Here is a 15324-nt window from a genome sequence, read left to right on the forward strand (position 1 = left end):
TGCATCCCTCGCCGAAGTTCAATCAGCAAGTCTAACCGATCGCGACGGCGCTGGCGGCACACGGGCTTCGCATGCGATATTGATGCTTTATCCGAACGAGGGGGATGTGGATGCGCGCGACAGGACTCAGCATGGCGGCAGCCGCTGCCGCCCTCGTCCTCGCCTCGCTCACCGGATGCACCCACTCCTCCGACACCGCGAAGACCTCCGCCCCTGCCTCACCGACCCGGCCGGCCCCGCAGAAGACCGCGAGCGCCGTTCCCGTCGACCCGGCGAACGTGTCGGCCTGGCTCGTGACCTGGGCAGGGATGGGGCCGCTCACCATCGGAGGAGACGTCACGGCCCAGACGGCTGCGATTCCCGGATTCGCGAAGACCATCGACGAGGACGGCTGCGTCGGCTACGAACTCGAGCCGAAGCAGACCGGCGCCACCCCGAACGGCGCACAGCCGACGGTGACCACCGTCGCACGCGACGGCAGCGCGACGACCGCGGTGCGCATCCGTGTGGCAGACGCCTCAGGTCTCGACCAGGCCGTGTCTCCGACGCCGAAGACCAGTGCGGGGATCGGCCTCGGTTCGACCCTGGATGCGCTGCAGAAGGCGTACCCGGACCTCGAACGCAGCAACAGCGTCTCCGGAGGGCAGCGGGCGTACGCCCTCGGTGACGGGAACGGCCGCTTCGTCGACTTCGTGGTCAACGGCGACGATGTCGTCACGGCCATCGTGGTCGGCGGAGACGATCGGGTCTCCTCCGACCTCTGCGACTGACTCCCCCTCCACCGCGGCTTGGTAGGCTGATGGAGTCTGCTCGACGCACGCCAACAGCGAGGGTCGGAGCGCGAACGATGGTCTCCGGTCCGGATCTGGACGTTTCGGCCCGCACGCGATCTCGCGTCCCCACTTCATCTCTACGCAGGCGGATCGTCCGCCGCATCCGAAGGAGCGTTCTGTGTCCAACGAAGCAACAGCCAACATCGGGGTCGTCGGCCTCGCGGTGATGGGCTCGAATCTGGCCCGCAACCTGGCGTCGCGCGAGGGGAACACGGTCGCCGTGTTCAACCGCACGTACGCCCGCACCGACGAGCTGATCTCCGCGCATCCCGAGGCCGGGTTCGTGGCGTCCGAGGGCATCGACGAGTTCGTCGCGTCGCTGGCGAAGCCGCGCACGGCGATCATCATGGTCCAGGCCGGGAAGGGCACGGACGCCGTGATCGACCAGCTCGTCGAGCGGTTCGAGCCAGGCGACATCATCGTCGACGGCGGCAACGCGAACTTCCAGGACACCATCGAGCGGGAGAAGCGGATCTCCCCCACCGGCATCCACTTCGTCGGCACCGGCATCTCCGGCGGCGAGGAGGGCGCGTTGAAGGGCCCGTCGATCATGCCGGGCGGCTCCGAGGAGTCGTACAAGACGCTCGGGCCGATCCTCGCCTCCATCGCCGCCGTCGCCGAGGGCGAGCCGTGCGTGACCCACGTCGGCACCGACGGCGCCGGCCACTTCGTGAAGATGATCCACAACGGCATCGAGTACGCCGACATGCAGCTCATCGCCGAGGCGTACGACCTGCTGCGCACGGTCGGCGGCCTGGAGCCCGCCGCGATCGCCGACGTGTTCTCCGAGTGGAACACGGGCTACCTCGAGTCCTACCTGATCGAGATCACCGCCGAGGTGCTGCGCCAGGTGGATGCGGAGACAGGCAAGCCGTTCGTCGACATCGTCCTCGACCAGGCCGGCAGCAAGGGCACCGGCGTCTGGACCGTGCAGAACGCCCTCGACCTCGGCGTGCCCGTCGGCGGGATCGCCGAGGCCGTGTTCGCCCGCGCCGTGTCGTCCAAGCCCGCCCAGCGCGAGGCCGTGCAGGCGGTCGTGAAAAGCCGCCCGGACGTGCAGCAGGTGGACTCCTCGTTCGCCGACGACGTCTCCAAGGCGCTGTACGCCTCCAAGGTCGTCGCGTACGCGCAGGGCTTCGACGCGATCATCGCCGGTGCGGAGAAGTACGGCTGGAACATCAACAAGGACAAGATCGCGAAGATCTGGCGCGGCGGCTGCATCATCCGCGCCCAGTTCCTCAACCGCATCGCGGACGCATACGACGAGAACCCGGACATCGCCACCCTGCTGGAGGCGCCGTACTTCGCCGACGCCGTCGCGGAGGGCGAAGCCGCCTGGCGCCGCGTCGTGGCGACCGCCGCGCTCTCCGGCGTCCCGATCCCCGGCTTCGGCGCCGCGCTGTCGTACTACGACTCGCTCGCCGTGAAGCGCCTCCCCGCCGCGCTCGTCCAGGGCCAGCGCGACTTCTTCGGAGCGCACACCTACAAGCGCGTCGACAAGGACGGCACCTTCCACACCCTCTGGTCCGGCGACCGCACCGAGATCGAGACCGAGGGCTCCAGCCACTGACCCCCAGGCAATCGGGCCGGGACTTGTGTACGGGTGCGTCCGGCGTGTCGCGTGCATAACTCCCGGCTCGATTGCTGGGAGGCGGGAGGGACGAGCGAGGCGAGGTTGCGGATGGGGAGCAATCGGCTGAGACTCAGAGGGTGAGTTTTGACGAGCATCCGGAGCTGGTGGGATACGAGCCGGGCGACGAGCGACCGCTGCGCGGGCGTCGCACGATGATCGCCACGCGCATCGTGGTGATCGTCGGCCTCGTGGCGCTCGTGCTGCCTGGCGTGCTCGTGACGATCAGCATCGCGTCGACCACGGCGACGCAGACCTGCTCGGTGTACGTGACCCGCTACGCACCGGATGCGCAGGGCTCGTCGGCGCGCTTCGAACTGTTCGCGCCCGCAGGGCCGGGCTGGCAGTGCTACGCACTCAACACCGAGGGTGACGCCACGTTCGTGGCGCCCCTCGGCCTGATCCCGTCGACCCCGCACGCGCTCCCCTAGGAAACGCTCGCGGAGGGCGGAGAACTACTGCTACGCCGCCCCGTCGAACATCGAGGTGACGGAGCCGTCTGTGAAGACCTGCTGGATCGCGTTAGCGAGCAGCGGGGCGATCGGCAGGATGGTCAGCTTGTCCCAGCGCTTGTGCTCGGGCAGAGGAAGCGTGTCGGTGACGACGACCGAGTCGATCGCGTCGCTCTGCAGCAGCTCGACGGCCGGGTCGCTGAACACGGCGTGCGTCGCGGCGACGACGACGCCGATCGCGCCGTTCGCCTTCAGCGCCTCCGCCGCCTTGACGATGGTGCGGCCGGTGTCGATCAGGTCGTCGACCAGCAGGCAGACGCGGCCGTTGACCTCGCCGACGATCTCGTGCACCGAGACCTGGTTGGGCACCAGCGGGTCGCGGCGCTTGTGGATGATCGCGAGCGGCACGCCGAGCTTGTCACTCCAGATGTCGGCGACGCGCACGCGGCCCATGTCCGGCGAGACGACGGTCGTGACCGCCGGGTCGAGCTCGCGCTTCATGTGCTCCAGCAGCACCGGCATGGCAAAGAGGTGGTCGACGGGACCGTCGAAGAAGCCCTGGATCTGCGCGGCGTGCAGGTCGACCGACATGATGCGGTCGGCTCCCGCCGCCTTGAACAGGTCGGCGACGAGGCGGGCGGAGATCGGCTCGCGGCCGCGGCCCTTCTTGTCCTGGCGGGCGTACGGGTAGAACGGGGCGACGACGGTGATGCGCTTCGCAGAGGCCCGCTTCAGCGCATCCACCATGATGAGCTGCTCCATGAGCCACTCGTTGATCGGCGAGGTGTGCGACTGGATGACGAACGCATCCGATCCGCGGACGCTCTCATCGAAGCGCGCGTAGATCTCGCCGTTGGCGAAGGTGCGCGCATCCGTGGGGATGAGGTCGCTGCCCAGGCACTCTGCGATCTCTTCTGCCAGTCGGGGATGCGCCCGCCCAGAAATCAGAACAAGTCGCTTCTGGCCGGTGGTGGTGATCCCTGACACTTACTCTCCGCTCTCTTCCGCAGCTGTGGCGGCGTCGGTGCCCGGCCGCTTCTGCGCGACCCAACCTTCGATGTTGCGTTGCGGAGCGACCGTGAGGGCGAGCGCTCCCGCAGGGACGTCCTTGCGGACGATGGTTCCCGCTCCCGTGTACGCTCCGTCACCCATCCTAACCGGCGCGACGAACACGGTGTTCGTGCTGGCACGAACGTGCGACCCGATCTCGGTGCGGTGCTTGTTCACTCCGTCGTAGTTGGCGGTGATGACGCCGGCGCCGAGGTTCGACTTCTCGCCGACCTGCGCATCCCCCACGTAGTTGAAGTGCGCGAGCTTGGTGCCGGCGCCGATCACCGCGTTCTTGGTCTCGACGAAGGTGCCGATCTTGCCGTCAGCGCCGAGGATGGTGCCAGGCCGGAGGTAGGCGAACGGACCGACGGTGGCGCCTGCGCCGATCACGGCGAGCGTGCCGTCCGTGCGCTTGACCGTCGCGTTCTCGCCGACCTCGCAGTCGAGGAGCGTCGTGTCAGGGCCGATCACAGCGCCGGTCTCGACCACGGTCGCGCCGCGCAGCTGCGTGCCGGGGAGGAGGGTGACATCCGGCGCGAGCCTCGTCTTCACGTCGATCCACGTGGTCGCCGGGTCCTGGATGGTCACCCCGGCGAGCTGCCAGGTGCGCACGATCAGGGCGTTCAGCTTGGCGGCGGCCTCGCTGAGCTGGGCGCGGTCGTTGATGCCCTCGACCAGCCACGACTCGGAGACGGGCAGCGCATCCACGTCGAAGCCCGCGGTGCGCAGCAGGCCGATCACGTCGGTGAGGTACTTTTCGCCCTGCGCGTTGTCGGTGGTGAGCGCCGCGAGCTGGTCGCGGAGCTGCGACAGCCCGAACAGGTAGATGCCCGCGTTGATCTCGCCGATCTCGCGCTCGGCGTCCGTTGCGTCCTTGTGCTCCACGATGCGGTCGAGGTGGCCGCTCTCCGTGCGCACGATGCGGCCGTAGCCCGTGGCGTCCGCGGGGAACGACGACAGGATGGTCGCGGCCGCTCCCCCTGCACGGTGCTTCTCGATCAGCTCGCGCAGCGTGCCTGCGTCGAGCAGCGGAACGTCGCCGTTGACCACGAGCACGTCCCCACTGAAGTCGGCGGGCAGCGCCGCGACGGCCAGCTCGACGGCGCGGCCGGTGCCCGGCACCTCGTCCTGGTCCACGATCACGCTCTCCGGCAGGTCGACCGAAATGACTTCGACCAGCCGGTCGCGCTCGTGCCGGACGACGGAGACGACGTGGGCGGCGTCGAGCTGCTTGGCCGTGGCGAGCACGTGCCCGACGATCGGCATTCCGGCAAGCGGATGCAGCAGCTTCGGGGTGGCGGACTTCATCCGCGTTCCCTGTCCAGCCGCGAGCACGACGATGGCGAGGTTCTGGTCGGTCATATCACTCCAGGGATCGGGCGAGCGGTGCTGCTCCGCCTCCAGGATTCGAACCTAGACCTAACAGCTCCAAAGGCTGTCGTGCTGCCATTACACCAAGGCGGACCGCATCCGGTGCCGTGCGATGCGGCGCCGGGCGCACAACACAGTTTGCCAGACCATCGAGTGGACGCCAGACGAAATAGCATGGGGGGATGCCTGACGCACGGACGCCCGACGCACGCGACGAAGTCGACCGCATCGTGGACTCCTGGCTGCGCGAACGTCCAGACCTCGACTTCTCCCCCCTGCAGGTGCTCTCCCGCGTCGCCAGGCTCTCCCGCCACCTGGACAGGGCGCGCCGCACGGCGTTCGACCGCTCCGACCTCGAATCGTGGGAGTTCGACGTCCTCGCCGCCCTCCGCCGCGCAGGCTCGCCGTACCAGCTCAGCCCGAAGTCGCTCCTGCAGCAGACCCTCGTCTCCAGCGGAACGATGACCAACCGCATCGACAGACTGGTCGCCCGCGGCCTGGTGGAGCGCCGCACCGACCCGAACGACGGCCGCGGCATCCTGGTGCAGATGACAGCGCAGGGGCTCACCCGCGTGGATGCGGCGATCACCCGGCTGGTGGATGCGGAATCCGACCTGCTCTCCGGACTCTCCGCGAGCGAGCAGGAGCGGCTGGCGTCGCTGCTGCGGAAGCTCTCGCTCGGGTTCGACGAGGAGTCCTGAGCAGACGTCCTAGGCAGACGCATCGCCCGCTCTCAGGAGACTGTTATGCCCCTCTCATAAACTCGGGGGCGATGAGACTCTCCCGCCTGAAACGCCTGCCCTCCAGGGTAAAGCGCGCCGCCCGTTTCGAGATCCACGCGCACTGGCGCCGGCAGCCGATCGTGATCGGGTCCGTCTTCTACGAGTCCTTCTCCGGCAACGGAATGCTCGACAACCCCGAGGCCGTCTTCCGCGAGCTGCTCGCCGCCCCCGACCTGGCCCATCTCACGCACATCTGGGCACTGTCCGACCTCACCCAGTACAAGGCCGCCGTCGACGAGTTCGCCGGGAATCCGCGGGTCAGCTTCGTCAAGTACGGCTCCGCCGCTTACTACCGCGCGCTCGCCACCAGCCAGTACCTGGTCAACAACGCCACCTTCCCTCCCGACTTCGGCAAGCGCGAAGGCCAGGTGTATCTGAACACCTGGCACGGCACACCGCTCAAGCGCATGGGCTACGACATCGAGGACGGCGCTCTCGCCACCGCGAACATCGTGCGCAACTTCGTGCAGGCCGACTACCTGCTCGCCGCCAACCCGTTCATGGCGGAGCAGATGTACCAGACCGGGTACAAGCTCACCGGGATCTACCGCGGGACGCTGGTGGAGGAGGGCTACCCGCGGATCGACAGGCAGTTCCTGGACGACGCTGGGCGCGCATCCACCCGTGGCCAGCTGGTCGAGGCCGGCGTGCCGCTCGGCGACAGGAAGATCGTGCTGTTCGCTCCCACCTGGAAGGGCGCGTCGTTCGGGCGGCCCACCGACGACATCGACGAGATCCTCGAGCACATCGCCGCGATCGAGGAGCGCATCGACACGAGCAGGTACGCCGTGCTGCTGAAGACGCACCAGAGCGTGCACAAGCTCGCCAGGCACCGGCCGGAGCTCAAACGCCTGCTCGTCCCGAACGAGCTCCCCACCAACGCCGTGCTCGGCGTGACGGACGCGCTCATCACCGACTACTCGAGCATCTACTTCGACTTCCTGCAGACCGGCAGGCCGATCCTGTTCTTCACCCCGGACATCGCCGACTACGCAGGCACCCGCGGCCTCTACTTCGACCAGGACGAGTGGCCTGGCCCCGCCAGGATGTCGGCGCGCGAGATCGGCGACGACCTCGCCTCGATCGCCGAGAACGGGGATGCGGTACCGGAGGAGTGGCGTGACCGTTACCTCGCCGCGCAGCGCAGGTTCACCCCGTACGAGGACGGCCAGGCATCGAAGCGCGTCGTCGACATCGTGTTCCGCGGCGTCAGGGAGGGCTACCGGCTGCGCACGGACCTCGCCGACGACGGGCGCACCAAGCTGCTGCTGTACCTCGGCGGGATGCGCCCGAACGGCATCACCACGTCGGCCCTGAACCTGCTCAACAACCTCGACCACGACCGCTTCGACGTGTCGGCGTTCTTCGCGCAGAGCAGATCGAAGGCCACCATCGGCAAGCAGAAGCAGATCCACCCCGCCGTGCGCCAGTTCCCGCGGGTCGGCGGCATGAACGGCGCCAAGCTGCGACACCTGGCCAGGCACCTCGACTTCCGCCGCGGGCGGATCGCGGAGCACGCCAACATCCCGTCGCAGAACAGGCTGTGGAACGACGAGTGGTCGCGCTGCTTCGGTGAGAGCACCTTCGACTACGTGGTCGACTTCTCCGGCTACGGGCCGTTCTGGGCGACCCTGCTGCTGCACTCCCCCGAGGCCGAGCGCTCGATCTGGCTGCACAACGACCTGGCCTCCGATGCGCACCGCGAGGTCGGCGGCGAGAAGAAGATGCTGCACAGCCTCACCCAGCTCTTCACGCTCTACGAGCAGTACGACCACCTCGTGTCGGTGTCGCCGACGCTGTCGGACATCAACCGCGACGGGCTCGCCGAGTACGCGCGGCCGGAGAAGTTCACCGCCGCGCTCAACACGGTCGACGCCGAGCACATCCTGGAGAACGCGCAGGCCGACCTGCACGAGCTGACGTTCGACGAGGAGACGGGCACGAACCCGCCGTGGGCGAACGCGCTGCAGTCGCAGGACGACGTGACCACGTTCGTCAATGTCGGCAGGCTGTCGCCGGAGAAGAACCAGGCGCGGCTGATCCGGGCGTTCGCTGAGGTGCACGCCGCGCATCCGGCCACCCGGCTCGTCATCGTCGGCGCAGGGCCGTTGTTCGACGACCTGTCGGCGCTCATCGAGAGCCTGGGGCTCAGCGATGCGGTGTTCCTCACCGGGATGCAGCGCAATCCGCACGCGATCATGGCGGCGGCGGACTGCTTCGTGCTGTCGAGCGACTACGAGGGCCAGCCGATGGTGATCCTGGAGGCGCTCGTGCTCGGGCTGCCGATCGTCACGGTGGAGTTCGCGTCGGCCAAGAACGCGCTGCCGGCCGGCAGCGGACTGGTGGTGCCGCAGACCGACGCCGGTGTCGCGGACGGCCTCCGCGCGTTCATCGCCGGAGACGTTCCGGCGAGCGCGTTCGACTACGCGGCGTACAACCGGAAGGCCGTCTCGCAGTTCTACGCCGCGATCGGCGCCGAATAACGCACAGGCGGCGCGCGAGTCAGGCGCGGGCGACGAGCGCCGGGATCGCGGCGCGGGCCGCGGGCGGCAGCTCGCCGTAGAGCGCGCCGCGGGCGTCGCCGAGGCGCGCGTCCACGAAGGCCTCACCCACCGCATCCGGTGCGTGCCGCAGCAGCAGCGACGCCTGCAGTGCGAGCGCCAGGGACGCGACGAGCGGACGGACGGCGGCCTGCGCATCCAGAGGGTCGGTGCGCGCCAGCGCGGCGACCGTCGCGCGCACGGCGTCGTGGTGCGCGTCGAACCCCGGATGCACGCCGCGGGCAGCAGCGAGCTCCCCGTCGAACGCCTCCAGCGTCTCCGGTTCGCGCTGGAGCGCGCGCAGCACATCCAGCGCGATCACGTTGCCGGACCCCTCCCAGATGGCCATCACCGGCTGCTCCCGGTAGCGGCGCGCGAGCGGGAACGCCTCGGTGTACCCGTTGCCGCCGAGGCACTCCATCGCCTCGTACGCGTGCCCAGGGCCGCGCTTGCAGACCCAGTACTTGGTCACCGCCGTCGCGAGGCGGCGGAATGCGCGCTCGGCATCGGTCGCGTCGTCGTCGTGGGCGCGTGCGAGCCGGAGCGCGACCGCGGTCGCCGCCTCCGACTCCAGTGCGAGGTCGGCGATCACGGCGGTCATGGCGGGCTGGTCGATCAGGCGCGCGCCGAACGCCGAGCGGTGCCTGACGTGCCAGACGGCCTCTGCGACGGACTGCCGCATCCCGGCCGCGCTGCCCAGGATGCAGTCCAGGCGGGTGCGGTTCACCATCTCCAGGATGGTGCGGACGCCGCGCCCCTCCTCGCCGAGCAGGTGGCCGACCGTGCCGTCGAACTCGATCTCGCTGGAGGCGTTGGAGCGGTTGCCGAGCTTGTCCTTGAGCCGCTGGATGGCGAAGACGTTGCGGCTGCCGTCGTCCAGCACCCTGGGCACGAGGAAACAGCTCAGGCCGGATGCGGTCTGCGCCAGCACGAGGAACGCATCCGACATCGGCGCTGAGCAGAACCACTTGTGGCCGGTGAGCAGGTGGCGGCCGTCGCCGTCCGGCACGGCCATCGTGGTGTTGGCGCGGACGTCGGAGCCGCCCTGCTTCTCCGTCATCGCCATCCCGAACAGGGCAGATCTCTTGCCGGCGCCGAGCGCAGAGTCGTACTCACGGCTGAGCAGGCGCGGCAGCCAGGTGGCGGCGAGGTCCGGCGACGCCGACGCCACGATGGCGGGCACGGCGGCGTGCGTCATCGACACCGGGCAGGCGTGCCCTGCCTCCCCCTGCGCGAACAGCATGAAGGCGGCGGCGCGAGCGACGTTCGCGCCCGGACACGGCTCGGCGAACGCCGAGGTGTGCGCCCCCGCCGCGACGGCCTCACCGAGCACGCGGTGGTACGACGGGTCGTACTCCACCTCGTCGATGCGGTTGCCCCAGCGGTCGAACGCGCGCAGCTCCGGTTCGTGCACGTTCGCCAGCTCGGCGTCGCGCTGGAACCCGGCGCTGCCGACGAGCCGCCCGACCGCTGCGAGGTCGGCTCTCGCCCATCCGGCGTCGTGCCGGTCGACACCTTCGGCGAGCGGGATGTTCGCTGCGAACTCGTCCAGGTCGACCCGCGGAGGCGGCTGGTTGGTGACGGCGTGCGTTGCCATGCGGTGAGCATACCCGCGGGGGTCGGCTACTTCTCGAGCTGCTCCGACAGTTCCAGCCAGCGGGTCTCCAGCGTGGTGATCTCGTCCTCCAGCGCGCGCAGCTCGCCCGAGATGACGCCGATGCCCTCGTAGTCGGACTGGTCGTGCTGGGCGAGGCGCTCGTGCGTCGCCGCCACCTGGTCGGCGAGCTTGCCGAGGCGGCGGTCGATGGAGGAGACCTCCTTCTCCGCTGCGCGCAGGGCGGCGCCGGACAGCGCGGGGACAGCGGATGCGGCTGCACCGGCCGACGGCGCTCCCGCCGCAGCCGTCGCGGCCGGTCCCCCGGTCGCGAGCTGGCCCTTCCGCAGCCGCAGGTACTCGTCCACACCGCCTGGCAGGTGCCGGAGCGACGCATCCATCACCGCGTACTGCTGATCGGTGACGCGCTCGATCAGGTACCGGTCGTGCGAGACGACGATGAGCGTGCCAGGCCAGGAGTCGAGCAGATCCTCCATCGCGGCGAGCATGTCGGTGTCGAGGTCGTTGGTGGGCTCGTCGAGGATGAGCACGTTGGGCTCGTCCAGCAGGATCAGCAGGAGCTGCAGCCGGCGCTTCTGGCCGCCGGACAGGTCTTTGACGGGCGTGGACAGCTGCGCGTTGGTGAAGCCGAGACGTTCGAGCAGCTGACCGGGCGTCATCTCCTTGCCGCCTGCGACATAGGTGGTGCGCTTGCCGGCGATGACCTCGCTGACCCTGTCCTCCATCACGTCGTCCAGCTCGGAGAGCTGCTGCGTGAGCGTGGCGATCTGGACGGTCTTGCCGCGCTTGACCCTTCCGGAGGTCGGCTGCACCGTTCCGGCGATGAGGCCGAGCAGCGTGGACTTGCCTGCACCGTTCACCCCGAGGATGCCCGTGCGCTCGCCGGGGGCGATGCGCCACTCGATGTCGCGCAGGACGGTCTTCGGCGGGTAGATCACGGTGGTGTCAAGGAGGTCGACCACGTCTTTGCCGAGGCGGGCGGTGGCCATCTGGCTGAGCTCGACCGCGTTGCGCACGGGTGGTTCGTCCGCGATCAGCTCGGCGGCCGCATCCATCCGGAACTTGGGCTTCGAGGTGCGGGCAGGAGCCCCGCGGCGCAGCCAGGCGAGCTCCTTGCGCATCAGGTTCTGGCGCTTGTTCTCGACCACAGCCGCCATCCGGTCGCGCTCGACGCGCTGCAGGATGTACGCGGCGTATCCGCCCTCGAACGGCTCGATCAGCCGGTCGTGCACCTCCCACGTCGCCGTGGACACCTCGTCGAGGAACCAGCGGTCGTGGGTCACGACGACGAGGCCGCCCGAGGTGGCCGGCCAGCGGGTCTTCAGGTGCGCAGCAAGCCAGGCGACGCCCTCGATGTCGAGGTGGTTGGTCGGCTCGTCGAGGAACAGGATGTCGTGGTCGTGCACCAGCAGCGCGGCCAGCGCCACCCGGCGGCGCTGCCCTCCGGAGAGCTCGGCGACGGTCGCCTCCCAGCGGATGTCGGAGACCAGCCCGGCGAGCACGTCCCTGACGCGGGCGTCCCCGGCCCAGACGTGCTCCTCCTGGTCGCCGACGATGGCCTGGCCGACCGTGAGCGTCTGGTCGAGTTCGTCGCCCTGGTCGAGCATCCCGACCGTCACGTCGCGGCGGCGGGTGACCCGTCCGGCATCCGGCTGGATGCGCCCGGCGAGCAGCGAGAGCAGGGTGGACTTGCCGTCGCCGTTGCGGCCGACGATGCCGATGCGGTCGCCCTCGTTGATGCCGATCGTGACGCTGTCGAAGATCACGCGTGTCGGGTATTCGAGGTGCAGCGACTCAGCGCCGAGGAGGTGTGCCATAAGGACTTCCAGCCTACCGGCCGGGCGTTCGCCCCCAGGACGGGTGATCCCGGTCGCTCCGCCATTGTGCGAAGATCGCTGGGACCGGTCCGCCCGTACTCACTTACCCGCACACGGCGCACGACCGGTCGGGATGGGGAACGACGTGACAGAGGACGCCTCGAGCCCGGATGCGAAGCCGCTGTTCGGTCGCGACAGGGAACGCGAGACGATGCTGCTGGTCGCCCACCGCGCGCTCGGCAAGGGCGGCGCGCTGCTGGTCACCGGCGAGGCCGGTCTCGGCAAGACGGCGCTCCTGGCCGACGTGGCGGAGCGGCTGGATGGCTGGACCGTGCTGCGGGTGCACGCAGACTCGTTCGAGTCCGACCTCAGCTACTCGACGGTGGAGACCCTGGTGCGCGGGCTCAACGCGGTCAGCGGCACGCGCATCCGGCCGCCGGAGCAGTCGGACGACCCGCTGACCGTCGGCCGCCTGCTGCTCGACGCTGTCGACGGTGTCGGGCGGCCCGTCTGCCTGATCGTCGACGACGCGCAGTGGGTGGACGAGGCGTCGGCGCGGGCGCTGCGGTTCGTGGTGCGCCGGCTGTCCGACCAGGGCTTCCTGTTCACCGCTGCATCGCGTCCGCTGCCGGGCAGCGTTGTGTCGCTGTTCGAGGACGTCGCCTCCTCCACGGTCAACCACGCGCGCATCGAACTCGCGCCTCTGGCCGTCGCCGACACGCAGGAGCTCGCCAGGCACATCCTGGGCCACGCCGTGTCTCGACGCACCGCCACCAGACTCACCGAGGCCACCCAGGGCTCGCCGCTGCTGCTCAGCGTGCTCCTCGGCCAGCTCCGCGAGACGTTCGCCTCTGCGCTGCATCCCGCTGGCTGGGACCTCCCCGCGGCCGCCATCACCCCGCTCTCCACGGCGGTCGCCTCGGCGCTCGAGGGCGCAGACCCGTCCGTGCGCCAGGCGGCGGAGATCATCGCCGTGCTGCGCGACCCTCTGCCGCTCCCGGTCTTCGGCACCATCGCCGCGCGCCTCGACACCCGGGTGGATGCGGCAGGCGCGGTGGCCCGCGGGCTGGTGCTGTCCTCCGAACGCGACGGCGTCGTCTGGGTCGAGCCTGCGCACGCCATCCTCGCCGATGCGCTCTCCGGCGAGCTGAGCATGGAGCGCCGCGTCGCCATCCACCGGGTCGCGGCCGAGGTGCTCACCGGGCACCGCGCCCTCCGTCACAGGGTCGAGGCCGCCGACATCGCCGACCCGACCCTGGTCGCCGAACTCCTCGAAGCCAGCCGCACGGCCGCTGACCGCAACCAGGCAGACCAGGCGATGAGCTACGCCCGCTCTGCCGTCCACCTCGCCGCTCCCGGCGCCGAGCACGACCGCGCCCTGCTGGAGATCGGGCTGCTCGCGCTGCGGACCAGGATGCACGAACGCATCTTCGACCTGGCGCCCGCCATCGAGGCCATGCCGCCGTCGGAGGCGCGCGACCTGATCCTGCTCGAACTGCGGACGCTCACCGGCGACATCCCCGGTGCTCTCGCGATCGCGCTCGCGTTCGAGGCCAGCCGGGCCAGCACTCCGGACGAGCGGGCGATCCGCGCGCACGTCGCTGAGGCGATGCCGAAGGTGCTGATGGCGACACGTGATTTCCCCGGCGTCTTCGACCACCTGGAGACCGGCCGACGCCTCATCGCGGAGGCGCCGGACGACCCGTCCGAGGTCGCGGACCCCGCACTGCGCTGGCTGGCACAGCCGCGCGATTACCTGCTGAGGCTGCTCGGCTGGGCCCTCACCGCCGCCGGGCACGCGCGTCCAGGCCTGGTCGGCTCGCTTGTCGCCGAACTCGATGAGCTCCTGGTCGACGCCGCCTCCCCGTCCGCTGTCGACGCCTTCGTCTCCCGTGCCCGCGTCTTCGTGCTCGGCGGAGACGTCGGCCGCGCCCGTGACGACCTCGCCAGCGCCAACGAGCTGCTGAAACGCTTCCCGTCGAGCTGGACGGCCGGTTTCGCCCGCACGATCTACGCGCACGTCCTCTTCTTGGTCGGAGAGTGGGACGAGTCGGTCACCCTGGCCGACGCCGCCGTGGCGCTCGCCCTCGACGAGACCGACCTTTCCGGCTGGCCGATCGCGCTCTGGGCCTCCACCCTGGTGCGCGCCGGCCGCGGCGAAGCGGCGGCCGTGGACGAGCGACTCAGGTCGGCGGCGCAGGCGAAGCTCGGCATCGCGGGCTCGTACGACAGCGACCTGCCGTTCATCGCCCGGGCCGAGCTCGCTCGCGCCCTCGGCGACCGGGAGGCGCAGCTCGCCGTCACCGAAGAGGCGGAGGCGGTGGCGAACCGCGCATCCACGCTCGGCTGGCTCACCTACCGGGTGGATGCGCTGGCGGCACTCGGCCGCGCTGAGGAGGCACGCGCCGCGCTCGCGCGCTGCCAGGCGCCGGGGATGTGGCGGCCGTACTACGGGTCGCTCGGCTGGCTGGAAGGCCGTGTGCTGGAGGCAGAAGGCAAGCAGCAGGAGGCCCTGGAGGCTCACCTCGCGTCGCTCGACGATCCGTCGGCCGCGCGCTTCCCGTTCCCGCAGGCGATCGCAGCTGCGGAGGCCGGGCGGCTGCTCGCCGCACTCGGCACGGACCAGCCGCGCGCGACGGCGCTGCTCGAACACGCTGCGGCAACGTTCAGGCGGGTCGGCGCGTCCAGCTACCTGGCGCGCTGCGCCAGGCAGCTGGAAGAGCTGACGGCCGGCGGGGGTGCTGCGGACGACACCTCCTCCGACCCGTTCGCGCCGTTGACCACCAGGGAGCGGCAGGTCGCGTACGCGCTCGCGGCAGGCATGACGAACAAGGAGATCGCGGAGCGGCTGTACGTGTCGGTGACCACAGTCAACTTCCACGTCCGGAACATCCTCGCGAAACTGGAACTGTCCTCGCGGCGAGACCTCAGAAAGCTCAGTCTCGCGTCCAGGAGCGTGCGCGCGAACCACTCGCGGCACCGCCCCGTCAGCACGTGACCCGTCAATACTTGACGGTTTTCCCTTCACGGTTATGAGCCGGCCTGACGGCCTCGGTATTTTGGGATCACACCCCGGGATGCCCGACCGCATGGGGCGCTTGGATACGATCCAGCAACGAATCGTCTCAACACCCGACTTGCGCCTGTGTCATGGGCATCCTGGGGTAGAAATGCCTTCGGTTCGCGCGATTCTCAGAGACTTCTTGCCGACATACCGACATGCTGGGATCCGCA

The 15324-nt window shown here is 69.8% G+C and carries 10 protein-coding genes and 1 tRNA gene; 6 read left to right on the forward strand and 5 right to left on the reverse strand.

Features of this window, described 5'->3' with window-relative positions; all coding sequences use genetic code 11:
- Positions 1 to 110: 110 nt before the first annotated feature.
- From ACIRCZ_RS07025 to ACIRCZ_RS07035, 3 genes are all read left to right on the forward strand, one after another.
- The gene (locus ACIRCZ_RS07025) at positions 111 to 770 is read left to right on the forward strand and encodes a hypothetical protein (RefSeq protein WP_402851084.1); all 660 of its coding nucleotides are present in this window, start codon (positions 111 to 113) and stop codon (positions 768 to 770) included.
- Between the two features lie 181 nt (positions 771 to 951).
- A complete protein-coding gene (gene gndA, locus ACIRCZ_RS07030; protein ID WP_082581428.1) occupies positions 952 to 2403 on the forward strand; it encodes an NADP-dependent phosphogluconate dehydrogenase in 1452 nt (483 codons plus the stop codon).
- Positions 2404 to 2543: 140 nt separating this feature from the next.
- A complete protein-coding gene (locus ACIRCZ_RS07035; RefSeq protein ID WP_055895475.1) occupies positions 2544 to 2894 on the forward strand; it encodes a hypothetical protein in 351 nt (116 codons plus the stop codon).
- A 30-nt stretch (positions 2895 to 2924) separates the two neighbouring features.
- On the opposite strand, the gene ACIRCZ_RS07040 is transcribed toward ACIRCZ_RS07035, so the two are convergent.
- The 3 genes from ACIRCZ_RS07040 to ACIRCZ_RS07050 all read right to left on the reverse strand — a co-directional run bounded on the left by ACIRCZ_RS07040 (position 2925) and on the right by ACIRCZ_RS07050 (position 5429).
- Entirely contained in the window at positions 2925 to 3902 is a 978-nt protein-coding gene (locus ACIRCZ_RS07040; RefSeq protein WP_055895473.1) for a ribose-phosphate diphosphokinase, read from the reverse strand.
- Positions 3903 to 5327 carry a bifunctional UDP-N-acetylglucosamine diphosphorylase/glucosamine-1-phosphate N-acetyltransferase GlmU gene (gene glmU, locus ACIRCZ_RS07045; protein WP_402851089.1) on the reverse strand — a complete coding sequence of 475 codons (1425 nt, stop codon included), beginning with the start codon at positions 5325 to 5327 and terminating at the stop codon, positions 3903 to 3905.
- A 30-nt stretch (positions 5328 to 5357) separates the two neighbouring features.
- Positions 5358 to 5429: transfer RNA gene (locus ACIRCZ_RS07050), tRNA-Gln, on the reverse strand.
- 89 nt (positions 5430 to 5518) lie between these two features.
- Between ACIRCZ_RS07050 and ACIRCZ_RS07055 the strand changes: the two genes are divergently transcribed.
- Both ACIRCZ_RS07055 and ACIRCZ_RS07060 read left to right on the forward strand, forming a co-directional pair.
- Positions 5519 to 6037 carry a MarR family winged helix-turn-helix transcriptional regulator gene (locus ACIRCZ_RS07055; RefSeq protein ID WP_055895468.1) on the forward strand — a complete coding sequence of 173 codons (519 nt, stop codon included), beginning with the start codon at positions 5519 to 5521 and terminating at the stop codon, positions 6035 to 6037.
- A 71-nt stretch (positions 6038 to 6108) separates the two neighbouring features.
- Positions 6109 to 8601, forward strand: coding sequence for a CDP-glycerol glycerophosphotransferase family protein (locus tag ACIRCZ_RS07060; protein WP_402851093.1), 2493 nt, complete (start codon positions 6109 to 6111; stop codon positions 8599 to 8601).
- Positions 8602 to 8620: 19 nt separating this feature from the next.
- Here the strand turns inward: ACIRCZ_RS07060 and ACIRCZ_RS07065 are convergent, their stop codons facing one another.
- The gene (locus ACIRCZ_RS07065) at positions 8621 to 10255 is read right to left on the reverse strand and encodes an acyl-CoA dehydrogenase family protein (RefSeq protein ID WP_402851096.1); all 1635 of its coding nucleotides are present in this window, start codon (positions 10253 to 10255) and stop codon (positions 8621 to 8623) included.
- Positions 10256 to 10281: 26 nt separating this feature from the next.
- Entirely contained in the window at positions 10282 to 12090 is a 1809-nt protein-coding gene (locus tag ACIRCZ_RS07070) for an ABC-F family ATP-binding cassette domain-containing protein (RefSeq protein WP_402851099.1), read from the reverse strand.
- Positions 12091 to 12235: 145 nt separating this feature from the next.
- Between ACIRCZ_RS07070 and ACIRCZ_RS07075 the strand changes: the two genes are divergently transcribed.
- Positions 12236 to 15088 (forward strand): LuxR C-terminal-related transcriptional regulator, encoded by a 2853-nt coding sequence (locus ACIRCZ_RS07075; RefSeq protein ID WP_402851102.1) that lies wholly within the window; start codon positions 12236 to 12238, stop codon positions 15086 to 15088.
- Positions 15089 to 15324 lie beyond the last annotated feature (236 nt).

It is taken from the genome of Leifsonia sp. NPDC102414 (assembly GCF_044765685.1).
Classification (GTDB): Bacteria; Actinomycetota; Actinomycetes; order Actinomycetales; family Microbacteriaceae; genus Leifsonia.